Raw genomic sequence first — 18,244 nt, 5'->3', positions numbered from 1 at the left:
AGACCAAACTTGGTTCAGAGTCAAACTTCTCGTGAGAGGCTTGCTCCGATATTTGGTGACCTTGTCACCACTCATCGGCAAGCGCTCACACGAATTACCTGATCAAATTTTTAAAGAGCGTCGCTGTGAAGCGAGGAGGCATATTCTACTCGGAACGCTTGAGAAGTCAAGCACTTGATGATGAGTCAGTCGACTGCCTCTAAGCATCATCAAGCGGTGAGGAGCGTTGCTCGATCACCTGTTCCGTAAGGAGTGCGACGTATTCTAGCGAATCGCCCGGGATTGTCAATCGATGATGTCGAAGCGGACTTCAAAAACATCAAGCAAAACAATCACCTGCAAACCTCTTTCACCGCTGGTAACGCCATGCGTCCCCGGCAGCGGATGCGTACTTTACGCACGAATCGCCGCGAGAGCAAGGGCTTTTTCAAGAGACTGTCATCAGGGTGTCATGCATCTCGAACACATCCCATCACCTTGGTGCCGATGCTCTATCGACCAGACCGAGAATCGATTGATAGCTGAGTCCGGAGTGCTCACTCAGCCCTATCTCGCAGGTGCGCGAGTTGGAAACCCCGTAGTCGCAATCGGCCACTACCTCCTTCAGTCCCTTCAATGCCGAGGCGTTGAGCTCCGGTGTACTGAAGCCCTTGTCGCCGGCGAAACCGCAGCAGGTGATCTCTTCCGGCACGACGACTTCACTGGCGCACTGCCGCGCCAGCGCCACGAACTGCTCTGCCAGCCCCATGCGGACACTGGAGCAGGTGACATGCACCGCGACTTTCGCCTTGAGCGGTGTGATCGAGAGATAGGGCAATAGATAGTCGAGCACCAGCTGCACCGGCTCGACCAGAGTCAGCGACACCTCGAGGTGCTCGCGCGCATAGGCCTGAGCCTGTGCCAGGCACGGGCTGGTATCACAGAAGATCGGCAGCCGTCCGCCGTCACTCGCCTCCACCAGCGCTGTTGCCAACTCGGCGGCCTTGGCATCTCCCGCCTCGAACTGCCCCTTGGACTGGAAGGCCATGCCACAGCACAGCGCCTCCACCCCTTTCGGCAGCACGACCTCGAAGCCGGCCTTGTCCATCAAGGCCAGCGCCATTTCCGTGACACTGCGCGGATCGCGATCATCAGCAGCGACCCCGAAGACACGCGTGGCGCAGGACGGGAAGTAGACGACATGCCCATTGGGCGCTGCACTGCGCCCCAGTGGCTGCGCGAGACGCTTGAGATAATCACGCGCAGCGGCGGCCGGCATACTGGGAGTCCATTGCTGCACCCTGTCGCCGGACACCTTGCGAGCAGCCTGGGTCAGGCGGCGCATGTTGCGCGTGCCGACGGCGCCATGCAGCCCATCCGCCAGCCTGAGCACGCCACGCATGCCACTGGTGACCCGCGTGAAGTGCTCACCGGCCCAATGCGCCACCTTCACCTTGCCTGGATGATCGGCACCGGCGTTCTCCTCATGACGCAGCCCCCGGATCAGATCACCGGTATTGATGCCGACCGGACACTGGGTCGCGCACAGGCCATCGCCCGCACAGGTCTCCATGCCCTGATAGGCGTATTCCTTCCTGAGCACTGCCAGCTGGTCGCGCTGTGCATCATCCGGTGCCTCGAGCGCGGCCAGGCGTGCGATCTCCCGTCGGATGACGATGCGCTGACGCGGCGTCAGACTCAGGTTCTTCGACGGGCAGACCGATTCACAGAAACCGCACTCGATGCAGCGGTCCACCAGCGGGTCCGCCGCCGGCAATGGCTTGAGGTTTTCCAGATGCAGGCGAGGATTGCGCGTCAGGATCACTTCCGGGTTGAGCAAGTTGTCCGGATCGAAGGCCTCCTTGATACGCCACATCAGGGCATAGGCATCCTTGCCCCACTCAAGCTCTACATAAGGCGCCATGTTGCGACCGGTGCCATGCTCGGCCTTGAGCGAACCACCATATTCCTGCCCCACCAGCTGCGCGACGTCATCCATCAGCGCCTGATAGCGCGCCACCTCGCCTTCGCGCTCGAAGCCCTGCGGGAAGACAAAGTGAAGATTGCCCTCCAGCGCGTGGCCAAACAGGATCGCCTGGGAGTAACCATGCCGCTGGAAGACCTCCGTCAGCGCACCGACGCCTTCCGCCAGCCGCTCGATGGGGAAGGCGACATCCTCGATGATCACGGTGGTCCCCAGATCACGCACTGCGCCGACCGCCGGGAACAGCCCCTTGCGGATCTTCCAGTACAGCGCATAACGCTGCGCATCCTGAGTGAAGGCCCACGACTCACAGGTCTCGATGCCTTCCAGCACGCGGGCAACCTCGGCCATGCGCGCCTCCAGCTCCTGATGATGTGCGCCCCGCACATCCACCAGCAGCGCGACCGCCTCTTCCGGCAGGGTGCGCAACACGTCCGGCATGCCCGGTGCGTCCTCGATAGAGCGCAGCGCCGCGCGGTCCATCAGCTCCACCGCCGCGACCGGCGCCGTCTTCAGCAGCATGGTGGCGCGACAGGCCGCATTTATGTTCGGGTAGTACACCAGCGCCGCCGCCTTGTGCGGCTCCTCGATCACGGTGCGATAGGTAATGGAGGCGATGAAACCCAGCGTGCCTTCCGAACCGATCATCAGATGCTTGAGGATCTCGAGACCATCGGCATAGTCGACCAGCGCATTGAGGCTATAGCCGGTGGTGTTCTTGAGCCGGTACTTGTGGCGGATGCGCTCGGCCAGCTCAGGGTCGGTGTGCGCACTGGCCGCCATGCGCTCCAGCTCCGCCAGCAGACCACCATGACTGGCGCGAAAGGCCTGCACGCTCTCCGGCGAGGCCGTATCCAGGCAGGTGCCATCGGCGAGAATGACGCGCAGGTCCTCGACGGTGCGATAACTGTTGTGTGCCGTGCCGCAGCACATGCCTGACGCATTGTTGGCCGCGATGCCGCCGATCATGCAGCTGTTGATCGAAGCCGGGTCCGGGCCGATCTTGCGCCCGAAGGGGGCCAGCAGCTGATTGGCACGCGCCCCGATCACCCCCGGCTGCAGGCAGATGCGGCTGCCCTGCTCCAGCACCTGCGCCCCTCGCCACTCACCGCCCAGCTGGATGAGCACCGAATCCGTCAGCGCCTGACCGGACAGCGACGTCCCTGCCGCACGGAAGGTCACCGGCAACTTGCGCGCCCGGCACTCGCGCAACACATGCCCCAGCTCCTGCTCGTCATGCACCCGCACCACCAGCTGCGGTACCAGCCGATAGAAGCTGGCATCCGTGCCGTAGGCCAGGGTACGCAGCGGATCATGGATCAGGCGCTCACCGGGAATGTGCTGCGCCAACGCCTCGCGCAGGGCGTCATAGGCAGCAGCACGCGCCTGGGGTGAGGCATGCCCGCCCATGACAGGGTGAGCAGTGGAGTCAGGGGCAGCAGCGGCGGTCATGGCCAGTCTCTTTATCAGTCAGTCAGGATGTCTTTCAGGGTATCAGTCAACACGGATCACGCTTACGGCAGCAGCGGATCACTCAGACCCACCAGGTGGAACGCCAGCATGCCCAGCACGCCGGAAGCCAATAGATAGTAGGCAGTCGGAATCGCCGTCATACGCAGGGTACGACCCTCACGCCCCAGCAGACCGACGGTCGCCGAGGCCGCCACGACGTTGTGGATGGCGATCATGTTGCCGGCCGCGGCCCCGACCGCCTGCAGCGCTACCATCAGCGCTCCCGACAGCCCGAGCTGGGCGGCGACGTTGAACTGGAACTGGGACAGCATCATGTTGGAAACCGTATTGGAGCCGGCGATGAAGGCCCCCAGCGCGCCGATGCCCGAGGCGAACAACGGGTAGGCCTGACCAAGGCTGTCTGCCACCACGTCCGCCATCACCACCGGCATGGACGCCAGGTCGTTCAGGTTGACGCCGGAGTTGATCAGGATGCGCACCATCGGAATGGTGAACACCAGCACGAAGCCGGCGCCGACCAGTGTGCGCCAGGATTCGCTGGCCGCCGCCACCAGCTGGCGAGAGGCCATGCGATGCAGCAGCAGCGTGATCAGCGCCACGAAGACCATGATGCCGCCCGGCAGATAGAGCGGCTGTATCGCGCCGGAGATACCGCTGGCACCCAGCAGATCGGTGGCACTGAATTGCACACTGACCAGCCAGCCCTTGAAGTCACTCGATACGCGTGAGGCGACCAGCAGCAGCGCGATCAGCCCATAGGGCAACCACGCCAGCCACAGAGGCAGCGGCTTTCTGCCTGCCGCGGCGGCCTCGACGTCATCACGCTCCAGCGTCAAGTCACCCAGCCAATGCTTGGGCCACTCGGCCTCGGGCGGAAAATCCCAGCTGTCCTTCGGCAGTAGAAATCCGGCACGCGCCGCTGGCACCACGAGGATCAAGCCGACCAGAGCGCCGATCAGTGACGGGAATTCCGGGCCGAGGAAGATACCCGCCGCCACGTAGGGCAGCGTGAAGCACAGGCCGGCGAACAGCGCGAACGGCGCAATCGACAGCCCCTCGCTCCAGCTTTTCTTCGCGCCGAAGAAGCGCGTCATCATCACGGTCATGAACAGCGGCATCAGCAGGCCGACGATGCCATGCACGATGGCGACCTCCGAGGTGATCAGCTGCATGAAGGCCTCCCAGCTGGAGTGGTTCGCCAGCAGCTGCTCACCGAGATTGGCCTTGTCGAGGCCCGCATTCACGCCGATCACGATCGGCGTGCCCACCGCCCCGAATGATACCGGCGTCGACTGGATCATCATGCCCACCATCACCGCCCCCAGCGCCGGGAAGCCGATGGCGACCAGCAACGGCGCCGCGATGGCCGCAGGCGTCCCGAAGCCGGAAGCCCCCTCGATGAAGCTGCCGAACAGCCAGGCGATGATGATGGCCTGTACGCGACGGTCGGGACTGACGGTGGTGAAGGCGCCGCGGATCACCGCGATCGCCCCGGAATGCTTGAGCGTATTGAGCAGGAAGATGGCGCCGAAGATGATCCACAGCACCGAGACGGTCACCATCAGCCCCTGCAGCGTGGAGGCCAGAATGCGCGTCAGCGACATCTGCCACACGAAATAGCCGATGGCAGCGGTGACGAGAAAGACCAATGGCATGGCGCGACGCGCGGGCCATTGCAGACCGACGAGCAGGATGCCCGCCAGCAGGATAGGGGTGAAGGCCAGCAAGGCCAGCAGTGGCTCGGACATGACGGAAACTCCGCAGGCGAATTGTTGTGATTGTTGTCTGGCACGGCAGTGAAGGACTCGGGGGTTGGCGCACCCTTGGGTCAGGCCTTCCGATAAATTGGTCATACCAATTTACCCTGCTGTGCTTCGGCATAATCTAGGCGTCGCCTTGAAAGGGGTCAAACATCATGTGGTGCAAGGCATCTAGACATTGGTCAAAGCAGCCTCATTGCGTAAAATTGGTCTTACCAATTACTGAGAACGCCAACCTCCCACGCGAGGCGTGGTTATCACGCATATTGGTAAGACCAATGTCGGCTGTGGCGTGGAATGCCCACGGGCCACACTGATCATCGGCAGCGCCGCAAGCGCCCCTCTCTTGCATGCCGCGCACCGGCATTCCAGCGTTCGGCGCCGCCTTTCACCTTTGCCGCAAGGACACTTCCATGCGTTACGCCCCTGTCCGCCAACCCCGTATCGCCGATGTACTTACCGAGCGCCTCGAAAGCATGATCATCGAGGGCAGCCTGAAACCCGGCGAGCGCCTGCCACCGGAGCGCACCCTGGCCGAGCAGTTCGAGGTCTCGCGCCCCTCCGTACGGGAGGCCATCCAGAAGCTGGCCGCGCGCGGACTGCTGACCTCACGCCAGGGCGGCGGCACCTATGTCTCTGAAGAGCTGACGCGCGCCTGGTCGGACCCGCTCAGCGCGCTGCTGGGTCGCCACGGCGAGTTCAACCTCGATCTGCTGGAATTTCGCGATGCGCTGGAGGGCATCAGCGCCTACTACGCCGCCATGCGCTCCACACCTGCCGACAAGGCAATGCTGCGCCAGCGCTTCGAGGACCTGGAGAAGAGCTTCGAAGGACGTGACCCGGAGCGCGAGGCCGGTGCCGATGCCGCCTTCCACCTCGCCATCGCCGAGGCCGCGCACAACGTGGTGCTGCTGCACTCGATGCGCAGCCTGTTCCAGTTGCTGGAGAAGAGCATCGTGGCCAACCTGCGCCACCTGTTCGAGAAGCCGGAATCACGCCCGCGCCTGATTCAGCAGCACCGCAGCCTGTTCGAGGCGATCATGGAAGGCCGCGCCGAAGATGCGCGCAACGCCGCCCATGAGCATCTGGTATTCGTCGAGGATTCACTGCTGGAACTGGAACGCGCCGAGACTCGTGCCCAGCGCGCCTTGCGCCGTGCCCAGGCGGCGCCGGATGGCTCATGACGCTCAGTCATGACGCTCTGGCTGAATATGGAGTTCCGGATATGCAGTGCTTGAGATGAGGGCCTGAACATGAAGGCTTGCCGATGAAGGACACGCGCCTGCCCCAGCTGTGGCGTCTCGTACTGGCGGTCGTGCTACCGCTGGGGCTGATGCTGTGCGTGTGGCAGGCGGTCTCGATGGCGCGCAGCCAGGGTCTGGAGCGCCTGGGGCATGAGGCAGACAACGAACTGCGTCTGACCGCCGCCAGCCTGCGCGGCCAGCTGAATCGCCACGCCTATCTGCCCAGACTGGTGGCAGAGAATGACCAGCTGCGCGACTTTCTCGATCACCCAGAAGACCCCAGCGCGGAAGTGGCACTCAATCAGCGCCTGGACCGCATGCGTGAACTGGCCGGCATCTCGGACCTCTATCTGGTCGATGACACCGGCACGACCATCGCCGCCAGCAACTGGCGTTCCGCCAATACCTTCATCGGCCAGAACTATCGCTTCCGCCCCTACTGGCAAGACGCCATCAATGGCGGCGAGGGGCGCTTCTACGGGCTGGGCACCAGCTCCGGGGAGCGCGGTTATTTCTTCAGCGCTGCCGTCACCAGCCCGCAGGGACGACGTGGCGTGGCCGTGGTCAAGGTGCAGATAGAGGCGCTGGAGGCGGCGTGGCTCGACCAGAATGCCGACATCATGGTCACTGATCCGCATGGCGTGATCTTCATCGCCAGCCAGGCGCAGCGGGTACTGCGCACGCTGGAGCCACTCAGCGAGGAGACACGCAACCGGCTGCTCGACACCCAGCGCTACGCCAATCAGCGCCTGCGCCCGCTACGCCTGCATCACCGCGAGGCGCTACCGGAGCTGCTGGGCCCGCCCTTTGAGTCGCGCCGCGACACGACCTCCATCGAACTATTGCAGCTGACACCGGGGGATCTCTGGCAGCACGCCTGGTTGAGCCTGTCCCAGCCACTGCCGGATATCGGCTGGCGCCTGCATGTGCTCAAGCCACTGGCACCGCTGCGCAGCGGTATCTGGCAAGCGGCCGGACTCGCGGCCGGTGGCTATGCCTTGCTGTGTCTGCTGGCGGGGCTGGGCTGGCAGCGACTGCGCATCCTGCGTGAGCGGCGCCTGTTCGCCGAGCGCGAGCGCCAGAATCTCGCCAGCAGCCAGCAACGGGTGCGCGGCATCATCGACCGCACTCAGGCTGGCCTGTGCATCCTCGATGAGCGGGTGCGGCTGGTGTACCTCAATCCGACGGCCATCGCGCTGTTCGGCTCGCCCTTGAGTGCCGATGCCTCACCGGACGACTCACTCCGCCAACCCAGCGCCTGCGAAGGGCGTGATCTGCGCGAGCTTTTCCTGCCAGCCGAGCGCCACCTGCTGGACCGCCTGACCCAGGCCCGCTCCGTCGGGCCGCTGGAAGTGCATGGCCTGCGCGAGGGTGTCGCGGTGCCACTGGAGCTTTCCTGCTCGCCGCTGCCCAGCCCCAACGGTCCGCGCTGGCTGGTCACGGTCTTCGATGTCAGCGAACGCCGTGCCCAGGCCGAACAGCTCGCTCAGGCACGCGATGCCTTCGAGCAACGGGTGGTCGAGCGCACCCGCGACCTCGCCGCCAGCAACACGCGCCTGAGTGCCGAAGTCGAGGAGCGCATCCGCGCCGAACGCGAGCTGCGCGAGACGCGCGATGAATTGATCCAGACCGCCAAGCTGGCGGTACTGGGGGAACTGGCCGCCGGCATCAATCACGAACTCAATCAGCCATTGGCCGCCATCCGCGCCTATGCCGAGAACGCGACCGCCTTCCTCGCCCGCGCCCAGACCACCCAGGTCGAGAGCAACCTGCGCCAGATCACCGAGCTGACCCAGCGCATGGGCGAGATCAGCGCACAGCTGCGTCAGTTCTCACGCAAGAGCGGTGACCGCCTGGAGGCCATCGATCTCACCACCAGCCTCGACTATGCCCTGCGCCTGCTGCATGCACGCTGCGAGACGCTCGGCGTGACCCTCATTCGCGAAGCGAGTCCAAAGCTGGCCCGGGTGCGCGCCGAGCCGGTACGTCTGGAGCAGGTGTTGGTCAACCTGATCGGCAATGCACTGGATGCGCTTGCCGACATGCCCCCCGAGCGCACGGAGCCCCCCAGCATCCAGCTCAACCTGCATGAGCAAGCGGGCAGCGCCGGCAATCAGGTCGTGCTGGAAGTCCACGACAACGGTCCCGGTCTTGAGCCATCGCAACTGGTGCGCGTGTTCGAACCCTTCTATACCCAGCGCGCCGACGGCCAGGGACTCGGGCTGGGGTTATCGATCAGCGCGCGTATCGTCGCCGACCTCGGCGGCACCCTCGAGGCGTACCCCTCGCCGCTGGGTGGCGCACTGTTCCGGCTGACGCTGCCGGCACTCTCGATGCCCTCACTCTCGATACACTCACTTGCGACGCCCTCACATCAGCCGTCGCCCTCACAACCCCCAATGCCACCCACCGCCAACCATTCACAGGAGCCGTCATGAGCGACGTCACGAATACCGACATGCAGGTGCTGGTGGTGGATGACGAACCGCACCTGCGCGACAGCCTGAGCCAGAGTCTGATGCTGGCCGATTACCGCACTCGCCCGCTGGCCAGTGCCGAGCAGGCACTGACGATCCTGCGCGCCGAAGCGCCCTTCGAAGGTGTGGTGATCACGGACATTCGCATGCCGGGCATGGATGGCCTGAGCCTGCTGCACGCGGCGCATGCCGTGGATGACGAGCTGCCGGTGATCGTGATGACCGGTCATGGCGACATCGATACCGCCGTCGCGGCCATGCAGGCCGGCGCCTGGGATTTCATCGAGAAGCCCTTCGATCGCGAGCGCATGCTCGATGGCGTGCGGCGTGCGGTGGCCGCCCGCCGGCTGGCGCTGGAGAACCGCTCGCTGCGCGAACAGCTGGATACCCAGCGCAACAGCGCCGGCCCCAGGCTGGTCGGCAGCAGTGACATCATGCAGCGCCTGGATGCTCAGGTGTCACGCCTGGCGGCGGTCGATGCCGACACCCTGCTGTATGGCGAGACCGGCGCCGGCAAGGACCGTGTCGCCCGCTGTCTGCACGAACGCAGCGCCCGCGCCAGCAAGCCCTTCGTGGCGCTCAACTGTGGCGGCATGCCGGAGACATTGATCGAGTCGGAACTGTTCGGCCATGAGAAAGGTGCCTTCACCGGTGCCAGCGAGCGCCGCATCGGCAAGCTGGAACACGCCGACGGCGGCACCCTGTTTCTCGATGAGATCGAATCGATGCCGATGTCGTTGCAGATCAAGCTGTTGCGGGTGCTGCAGGAGCGCAGCATCGAGCGACTCGGCAGCAATACACCACGCCCCATCGACATACGCGTCATCGCCGCCACCAAGCGGGATCTGCGTGAAGCGGCCAGCGCCGGCGAGTTTCGCGAAGACCTCTACTACCGCCTGAACGTGGTCACGCTGTATCTGCCGCCACTGCGCGAGCATGCCGAGGACATCCTGCAGCTGTTTCGGCACTTCGCGATTCTGGCCAGCGAACGCACCAGCCTGGAAGTCCCGCCGCTGGACGCCACCACCCTGCAGGCACTGCTGGCGCATGACTGGCCGGGCAACGTGCGTGAACTGAGAAACTGTGCGGAACGCCATGTGCTGCTGGGCGGACTGGAGGGCAACATCGGCGACAGCATGGCGGAAGGGCGACCGCTCACCGCGGGCACGAGTGGCCCGGCCGTGAACAGCACGGAAGTCGCAGGAGAGGCGGACAGAGAAGGCATCACCGCCGGCACGGGCGAGCGGGATGCATCAGGCGCACCGAGGGAATCAGGCGAGCTGGGGGAACTGGAGCACAACGTGAAGGCAGCCACGCAGGCGCAATCGCTGCCACAGCGCATGGAGGCGTTCGAGGCCGCGCTGATTCGCGAAGCCCTGGCGGCCAGCAAAGGTCAGGTGGTGATGGCCTGCGAACGGCTGGGGCTGCCGCGCAAGACACTCTACGACAAGCTCAAGAAGCACGGCCTGAGTGCCGAGCCCTATCGTGCCTGATGCATCACAACCAAGGCATCGCAACGGAGATTCGCGCCGGCCTTCAGCCAGACGGCATCAGACGCCGGCCATCAGCCGTGACAGGCCTGCACCGAACACGGACAGCGGCCCCTGCAGGTGCATGATGTCCACCAGTACCGACAATGGCGGCAGCCAGGGCGTCATGGCGGCGATCACCGCCACCATCGCCAGCGAGTTGCCCGGCTCACGATAATCGAACAGCTTGAAGGCGGTGCCGAAGCTGCGCTTCAGGCGTGCGCCGACCATGTCGACGCTGTACATCTCATCGAGCAGCAGGTGGATCATGGCGCCGAACAACAGGGCCGCGCCCTGCCACCAGGCCTGCTCTTCACTCTGGCCCAGCACATGCAGGCTGGCGGCCGTCACGCCCAGCGAGCACAGCAGTGACGCCAGCAGCGAGTGCCAGATACCGCGATGGACGGTGAAGCGCTTGAAGATGGCGCTGGCCACATAGCGCACGCCCAGATAGGTGGCGCCGCCTGCCATCATCAGCGGCCCCGCCAGCAGGCGGTCCTGCAGCAACAGCACGCAGGCCATGGTCGCCAGTACCGCAAACAGCGTGAACAGGATACGGATGGCACGCGAGTTGTCGGAGTCGATATCCGGCAGGATACCGCCGAAGGTGGTCAGGCTCGCCAGCGGAACCCCCTCCGCCAGCGACCACAGGCCGCCCTGCCAGCCCGCCGCCGCGACGATGCCGCCGGCAAAGGCCGCTACGGTGATATGGGTACGAAAATTGGCCATGAAATACGGGTCGCGAGCCCTCGACGATGTCACTGGACCAGACGCCACACGCTGGCACTGGATATACGTCCAGATTATGACGCAAGCATTTCATGAAAAACAATGGCTTGTCCTGGTTTGTGCGCGCCACTGCCACATCTGCCTTCTTAAGCTCGTGGAAAACCGACCCTGGCTTGCGGCAAATCCGCCCCTGGCTTGTGGAGAATCCGGCCCTGAAACGAGCACTCCCCCGCCGGCCTGAGCCAACGGGGGAGTGATCATTGCCGCGTCTGCCGCTCTGCGCGAGGAAAATTCAGTCGACGTAGTCTTCGGTCAGATGCTGATCCTTCAGCTTGACGTAGTTCACCGCCGAATAGGTGAAGAACTCACGCTCACTGTCCTTGATGGGGCGCAGTGCCTTGGCCGGGTTGCCGGCATACACATGCCCGCCCTCGAGACGCTTGCCCGGCGGCACCAGCGCACCCGCCGCGATGATGACTTCATCTTCCACCACCACGCCGTCCATCACGATGGCGCCCATGCCGACCAGCACGCGGTCGTGAATGGTGCAGCCATGCAGCACGGCCTTGTGGCCGATGGTGACATCATCGCCGATTTCCAGCGGATAGCCGCCCGGATTGAAATCACTGGCGTGGGTGATATGCAGTACCGCGCCATCCTGCACGCTGGTACGCGCACCGATGCGGATACGGTGCATGTCGCCACGAATCACCGCCAGCGGCCATACCGAGCTGTCATCCCCGAGGGCGACATCACCCAGCACCACACTGGCCGGATCGACGAAAACCCGCTCGCCCAGTCGCGGCGTCAGGCCCTTGAAGGATCTAATGCTCATGCCTTACCTCCTGAATTAGGCAACCAGCCTACTGCGCCAAACACCGGGATGCCAATAGCGCAACGGCCTGACTCGCGTTGCGATGTTTTCGACACCCCGTCCCGACGCCCCGCTTTCAGGCTCGTCATGCCCCGCGCATCACGCCACGCCGCGCGCTGACTAAACGCCAGATTCACGCACCGATTGCACAAGCGCGCTTACTTGAAGAAGCTCCAGCCCAGCACGACGACGACCAGCGGAATCGAGATCCAGCGCAGCACCCAACGCCAGGTGCGGAAGAAGCCACGCGAGGTGCCGAGGCCTGCCAGCGCACGATTCTGCGGCATCACCCAGGCCGCGAAGATGGCGATCAGCAGCCCGCCGATCGGCAGGAAGAAGTCCGGCGGAATCGTCGTCACCGCATCGAAGACATTCATCTCGCCCAGCACGTGCACGTCCTTGAGGCTCGAGAAGGACAGCACCGACAACAGCCCCATCGCCCACACCGAGACACCGACCACCAGTGCCGCGTGGCGACGCTTGAGACCCCAACCCTCCAGCACCTCGACGATGGGCTCGGCGATGTTGATCGAACTGGTCCAGGTCGCCAGCAGCAACAGCAGGAAGAACAGCGCCAGCAGCACGCTGCCGCCCGGCAGATTGGCGAAGGCGATCGGCAGGCTGACGAACATCAGGCCAGGGCCGGAGGCCGGGTCCATGCCCTGGCTGAAGACCGCCGCGAAGATGGCGATACCCGCCAGCAGCGCCACACCGATATCCAGTGCCGCCACGGCGATCGCGGCCGTCGGCAGGCTCTGGCGCTCCGGCATGTAGGCGCCGTAGGCCATCAGAGCACAGGCACCGACCGCCAGAGTGAAGAAGGCATGCCCCATGGCATTGAGCATCACGTCCAGCGTGATGGCACTCGGATTGGGCATGAACAGCCAGCTCAGCGCGGGGCCGAAGCCGGGCGTGCTGATGCTGTAACCCGCCAGCGCCAGCAACAGCACATAGAGCAGCGGCATCATCAGGTTGTTGAGGCGCTCGAGCCCGGAAGAGATACCGGCGGCCACTACGCTCATCGTCATCAGCATGAAGACGGTGTGGTTGAAGGTCATCGTGACCGGGTCTTCCAGGAAGGCACCGAAGGAAGCGCCGATCTCCGGCGGGCTCATGCCACTGAAGTCACCCTTCAGCGAATCGACCAGATACTCGATCGACCAGCCCGACACCACCGAATAGAACGACAGGATGAAGAACATGGTGATGGCGCCGAACAGCCCCAGCCAGCGCCAGTGCGGGGTGCGGCCACCGCTGACGGCCAGATGGGCCAGCGCCTGCATCGGCCCGCGACGTCCGGCACGCCCGATCATGATCTCGGCCATCATCACCGGCAGGCCCAGCAACAGCACGAAACCGATATACAGCAGCAGAAACGCGGAACCGCCGTTCTCGCCGGTCATGTAGGGGAAGCGCCAGATATTGCCCAGCCCTACGGCGGCGCCGGTCACGGCCAGAATGAAGGCTCGGCGACTGCCCCAGCGTTCGGTGGTTTCGCTCATGTCTGCTCTCGTGGTCTCGGTACGGGGGAAGGATACGGGCCCCACTCAGGGGCCAAGGCCAGCAAGATAGCAGCCGTACCGGCCTCGGCCAATGCGACATGCGCGTGGCAACGCCCGCCTATCGAGGCGATAGATTGAATAACACGCGCCGAGGCCTCACATTCTAGGTATCCCCGCGGCAGCGGTGACGCCGTTTTCACGGCGCTATTAATGCGCAAGTTCTCCTTTACCGCTCACCGCTGCCGCCCACCCGAATGACGCGAGGTACATGATGTCGATCAATCCCCTGCTGGAACGCAACACCCTGCCCCCCTTCGACACCCTCAAGGCCGAGCACGTCGAGGACGCGATCAGCGAACTGCTGGAGCACAACCAGCAGGAGATCGAGCGCCTGATCGAGGCCACCCGCGATGACACGCGCTGGGACAACTTCGCCGCGCCGCTGGAAGCGCTGGGTGATCGCCTGAGCCAAGCCTGGTCGCCGGTCTCGCACCTCAACTCGACCATGAACTCGCCCAAGCTGCGTGAGGCCTACCAGGCCTGTCTCGCCAAGCTGTCGGCCTACTCCACCTGGGTGGGTCAGAACAGCGACCTGGCCGCGGCCTACCAGCGCCTCGCGGACAGCGATGAGTTCGCAAGCCTCGATGAAGCCCAGCAGAAGGCAATCACCAACAGTCTGCGCGACTTCCGCCTCGCCGGTGTCGACCTGCCGCAAGACAAGAAGCAGCGTTACGGCGAGATCCAGGCGCGCCTGTCCGAGCTCTCCAACACCTTCTCCAACCATGTACTGGATGCCACCCAGGCCTGGCACAAGGATGTCGAGGAAGAGGCGCTGGCGGGCGTACCGGAAAGCGGCCTTGAAGCGCTCAAGGCCAATGCCGAAGCCAAGGGTCTGGAAGGCTATCGCATCACCCTGGACTTCCCGAGCTTCTTCCCGGTGCTCAGCTATGCCGACAACCGCGAGCTGCGCGAGGAGGTCTACACCGCCTTCGTCACGCGCGCCTCGGAGAAGGGCCCCAACGCCGGTGAGTTCGACAACGGTCCGGTGATCGAGGAGATTCTGGCCCTGCGTCAGGAGCTGGCCGCGCTGATCGGCTTCGACGACTTCGCCTCGCTGTCGCTGGCGACCAAGATGGCCGACTCGCCGGCGCAGGTCATCGCCTTCCTGGATGACCTCGCCACCCGCGCCGTGCCGCAGGCGCGTGAAGAGTTCAACGAGCTGGCGGCCTACGCCACCGAGAGCCTCGGCATCGACGACCTGCAGCCGTGGGATGTCGGCTACGCCAGCGAGAAGCTGCGCGAGTCGCGCTACGCGATCAATCAGGAGCAGCTGCGTCCCTACTTCCCGGCGCCGCAAGCCATCGACGGGCTGTTCGAGGTCGTCAACCGCCTCTACGGCATCACCTTCAAACAGCGCGAAGTGCCGGTCTGGCACGAGGACGTCAGCTACTACGAGGTGATCGAGAATGACACCCCTATCGCCGGCTTCTATCTCGACCTCTACGCGCGTGAAGGCAAGCGGGGCGGTGCCTGGATGGATGAGTGCCGCGTGCGTCGTCGCCGCGAGGATGGCAGCCTGCAGTTGCCGGTCGCCTACCTGACCTGCAACTTCACCCGTCCGGTGGGCGATCGCCCGGCACTGCTGACCCACGATGAAGTGGTCACGCTGTTCCACGAGTTCGGTCACGGCCTGCATCACATGCTGACCCGTCAGGAAGTCGCCGAAGTCTCCGGCATCAATGGCGTGGCCTGGGACGCCGTCGAGCTGCCCAGCCAGTTCATGGAGAACTTCTGCTACGAGCGTGAAGGGCTGGATCTGATCGCACGTCACGTCGACACCGGCGAGCGTCTGCCGGATGACATGCTCGAGCGCCTGCAGGCAGCCCGCAATTTCCAGGCGGCGATGACCATGGTCCGCCAGCTGGAGTTCTCGCTGTTCGACTTCCGCCTGCATCATGAGCTCGACAAGCCGTCGGCCAGCGATGTCCAGGCACTGCTCGACGAGGTGCGCAGCAAGGTCGCCGTGGTGCCGGCGGTCGAGTTCAATCGCTTCCAGAATGGCTTCAGCCATATCTTCGCCGGCGGTTACGCCGCGGGTTACTACAGCTACAAGTGGGCCGAGGTGCTGTCGGCAGACGCCTTCAGTGCCTTCGAGGAAAGCGCAGTCTTCGATACCGCCACCGGCCAGCGCTTCCGTGACGAGGTACTGGCACGCGGTGGCTCGCGTGACGCCGCCGAGCTGTTCCGCGCCTTTCGTGGCCGTGACCCGCAGGTCGATGCCCTGCTGCGTCACTCCGGCATTAGTGCCCAGGCGGCCTGATCTCGCCCCGTCTCGTGATGGCGCAAGCCTGACCACGAGCCGCTGACCATGCGCCCCTGACCTTTACCGGTCGGGGGCGTATCATATGGCGCATCATCCGCCCGAGGCGGGATTGCCAGACCTACCCTGACCCTGACTGGAGGCACCATGTCTACCATCAAGCGCTTCATCGCCGGTGCCGTCTGCCCGCGCTGCGGAGCAATGGACCGCCTGCGCACCTGGGAGCAGGACGAGACCCGCTACCGTGACTGCGTGTCCTGCGACTTCTTCGAACAGCAAGCCATCGAGGAACCGCCGACCCTCGCCGAGATCTCCACGCGCGTGAGCGACCCTCGCGGGACGCCGGCGAGCGATGAGGTTCAGCCGGTGCGCATTCTGGATCCCGGCAAGCTGCACTGACATCTGCTGTAGCGCTGCGACATGAAAAAGCCCCGCCAATTGGCGGGGCTTTTTCATGTCATCTCGGCAGGATGATCAATTGATCACAGATCAGTCGACCACACCGCAGGCGACGCGCGAGCCGCCACCGCCCAGCTTGGGCGTATCGGTGTAGTTGTCACCGCCGGAGTGGATCATCAGCGCATGACCGCTGAGATCGCTTTCCTTGAGGCGCGGTGCCAGCACCGGCAGCGAGATCTTGCCATCGGCATCGACGCTCAGCGCCGGAAGGTCACCGAGGTGGCCATCACCGTAGGGGCCCTGGTGGGTACCGGTCTCTTCTGGATCGAAGTGGCTACCTGCCGCGGCGGCGGCGACGGTCTCGCCATCCTTCTCGGCCGGTTCGCAGCTGGCATTGGCATGCAGGTGGAAGCCGTGGATGCCGCTCTCGAGCCCCTCGATCTTCGGCGTCAGCAGCAGACCATCATCGGTATCCTCGGCCATGACACTGCCGACGGACTCACCGACGCCATCACTACTGACGCGATGCATTTCCACCTCGGTGGCGGCCTGGGCGACGCCGCCGAACAACCAGGCGCCGAGCGCCACCGTCGCGGCGGTCTTGAGGGGCTTTCTGGAAGAGGTCGTAAAGGATGCCGTGTGCTGTGTCTCGTGATTCATGAGCAATCTCTCCATCACTGAGGCCGGCGTCACTGCTGACGCCTTGAGTGGCTTGCGGGCCGCTGTCACTAGCGGCTACCCGTCAGACCTCAGGGCGAGCGACGTCACATTCAATGGCGCTCTTCCAATTACTTGCCGTGCACGCCCGGCGCGCGTGACTCAACGAGAAGAGATCCCCAGATTTTCCAGCACCTTGAGACACGGTTCGGCCTGATTGAGGGTATAGAAGTGCAGGCCCGGCGCGCCGCCATCCAGCAGACGCTGACTCATGCGCGAGATCACCTCGGTGCCGAAGGCCTGAAGGCTCTCGCTGTCATCGCCATAGCTCTCGAGCTGCCGGCGGAGCCAGCGCGGGATGTCCGCCCCGCAGGAATCGGAGAAACGCGCCAGCCGGGTGTAGTTGGTGATCGGCATGATCCCCGGGATGATCGGCTGCTGAATACCGGCGGCACGCGCGCGCTCCACGAAGTGGAAGTAGGCATCGGCATTGAAGAAGTACTGGGTGATGGCGATATCGGCGCCGGCCTGCATCTTGCGCGCGAAGTTCTCGAGATCGCTGTGGTAGTTGTCGGCCTGCGGATGGCACTCCGGATAGGCCGCCACCGCGATCTCGAAGTGATCGCCGGTCTCCTCGCGCACGAACTCGACCAGCTCGTTGGCATAACGCAGCTCGCTGCGCGAGCCCATCCCGGAGGGCAGGTCCCCGCGCAACGCCACCAGGCGCTTGACGCCCTGCTCGCGATATTGCGCCAGGATCTCACGCAGCTCGCCGCGGTCACTGCCGACACACGACAGGTGCGGCGCGGTACAGATGCCGCTGGCGCTGACCGACTGCACGGTGTTGAAGGTGCGCTCGCGCGTGGAGCCGCCCGCGCCATAGGTGACGGAGAAGAACTCCGGCTCCAGCGCCGCCAGCTGATCACGAACCCCCTTGAGCTTTTCACGCCCGGCCTCGGTATTCGGCGGGAAGAATTCGAAGCTGATCCCTGACGGATGTTCGCTTGCACTCATGGGGCGGCCCTCGTGGTCGTCGTGTCCGGCATTGATGTCGTTATCGCCGCACACTTCGCGGTGTGCGTGCAGCAATACACGTCCGGCACGTCACGCCACCGCCCCTGTACTGCATATCGAGCATTCTGACCGCCGCCGCCGACCCCGGCCAATGAAAGGTTTTCGCCTCAACTTCAATACCATTCATATAAGAAAGTGCGTGTTTATAACCATTGCTGACAGTGGCGTCCTGCCCCTTAGTCCTGTCCCTCAGTCCTGCCCCTCACCAGCCGCGCAACCACGCGATGCGCAGCCGGATCAAGG

12 protein-coding genes are annotated in these 18,244 nt (G+C 64.3%); 5 read left to right on the top strand and 7 right to left on the bottom strand.

Going from position 1 to position 18,244, the window contains the following annotated elements; all coding sequences use genetic code 11:
* Positions 1 to 472: 472 nt before the first annotated feature.
* A complete protein-coding gene (locus tag IZU87_RS11775; protein WP_249330561.1) occupies positions 473 to 3,415 on the bottom strand; it encodes an FAD-binding and (Fe-S)-binding domain-containing protein in 2,943 nt (980 codons plus the stop codon).
* Between the two features lie 62 nt (positions 3,416 to 3,477).
* Complete coding sequence (locus tag IZU87_RS11770; protein WP_107335820.1) at positions 3,478 to 5,184, bottom strand: L-lactate permease; 1,707 nt, start codon at positions 5,182 to 5,184, stop codon at positions 3,478 to 3,480.
* Between the two features lie 425 nt (positions 5,185 to 5,609).
* On the opposite strand from IZU87_RS11770, the gene IZU87_RS11765 reads away from it, so the two are divergent.
* From IZU87_RS11765 to IZU87_RS11755, 3 genes are all read left to right on the top strand, one after another.
* A complete protein-coding gene (locus IZU87_RS11765) occupies positions 5,610 to 6,380 on the top strand; it encodes an FCD domain-containing protein (RefSeq protein ID WP_213114610.1) in 771 nt (256 codons plus the stop codon).
* Between the two features lie 83 nt (positions 6,381 to 6,463).
* Positions 6,464 to 8,878, top strand: a complete 2,415-nt coding sequence (locus tag IZU87_RS11760; protein WP_213114609.1) for an ATP-binding protein — start codon at positions 6,464 to 6,466, stop codon at positions 8,876 to 8,878.
* Positions 8,875 to 10,410 carry a sigma-54-dependent transcriptional regulator gene (locus IZU87_RS11755; protein WP_249330560.1) on the top strand — a complete coding sequence of 512 codons (1,536 nt, stop codon included), beginning with the start codon at positions 8,875 to 8,877 and terminating at the stop codon, positions 10,408 to 10,410. The genes IZU87_RS11760 and IZU87_RS11755 overlap by 4 nt, the downstream gene beginning before the upstream one ends.
* Positions 10,411 to 10,467: 57 nt before the next feature.
* Here the strand turns inward: IZU87_RS11755 and IZU87_RS11745 are convergent, their stop codons facing one another.
* The 3 genes from IZU87_RS11745 to IZU87_RS11735 form a co-directional block, all read right to left on the bottom strand.
* A complete protein-coding gene (locus tag IZU87_RS11745; RefSeq protein ID WP_052384803.1) occupies positions 10,468 to 11,175 on the bottom strand; it encodes a metal-dependent hydrolase in 708 nt (235 codons plus the stop codon).
* 292 nt (positions 11,176 to 11,467) lie between these two features.
* A complete protein-coding gene (locus IZU87_RS11740) occupies positions 11,468 to 12,010 on the bottom strand; it encodes a gamma carbonic anhydrase family protein (RefSeq protein ID WP_213114608.1) in 543 nt (180 codons plus the stop codon).
* Between the two features lie 197 nt (positions 12,011 to 12,207).
* Positions 12,208 to 13,551 (bottom strand): sodium-dependent transporter, encoded by a 1,344-nt coding sequence (locus IZU87_RS11735; RefSeq protein WP_054556322.1) that lies wholly within the window; start codon positions 13,549 to 13,551, stop codon positions 12,208 to 12,210.
* Positions 13,552 to 13,822: 271 nt separating this feature from the next.
* Here IZU87_RS11735 and prlC point away from each other — a divergent pair, with 271 nt between their 5' ends.
* A complete protein-coding gene (prlC, locus tag IZU87_RS11730; protein WP_213114607.1) occupies positions 13,823 to 15,871 on the top strand; it encodes an oligopeptidase A in 2,049 nt (682 codons plus the stop codon).
* 147 nt (positions 15,872 to 16,018) lie between these two features.
* Positions 16,019 to 16,270 (top strand): YheV family putative zinc ribbon protein, encoded by a 252-nt coding sequence (locus IZU87_RS11725; protein ID WP_213114606.1) that lies wholly within the window; start codon positions 16,019 to 16,021, stop codon positions 16,268 to 16,270.
* Between the two features lie 90 nt (positions 16,271 to 16,360).
* Here the strand turns inward: IZU87_RS11725 and sodC are convergent, their stop codons facing one another.
* On the bottom strand, positions 16,361 to 16,930 hold the full coding sequence (gene sodC, locus IZU87_RS11720; protein WP_107335816.1) for a superoxide dismutase family protein: 570 nt from the start codon (positions 16,928 to 16,930) through the stop codon (positions 16,361 to 16,363).
* Between the two features lie 159 nt (positions 16,931 to 17,089).
* Positions 17,090 to 17,941 carry a methylenetetrahydrofolate reductase [NAD(P)H] gene (gene metF / locus IZU87_RS11715; RefSeq protein WP_153636696.1) on the bottom strand — a complete coding sequence of 284 codons (852 nt, stop codon included), beginning with the start codon at positions 17,939 to 17,941 and terminating at the stop codon, positions 17,090 to 17,092.
* Between the last annotated feature and the right edge of the window lie 303 nt (positions 17,942 to 18,244).

The organism is Cobetia sp. MC34 (assembly GCF_018340035.1).
GTDB lineage: Bacteria > Pseudomonadota > Gammaproteobacteria > Pseudomonadales > Halomonadaceae > Cobetia > Cobetia amphilecti.
The sequence above is the reverse complement of the archived record's forward strand: the minus strand, read 5'-3'. Positions and strand labels throughout refer to the sequence as shown.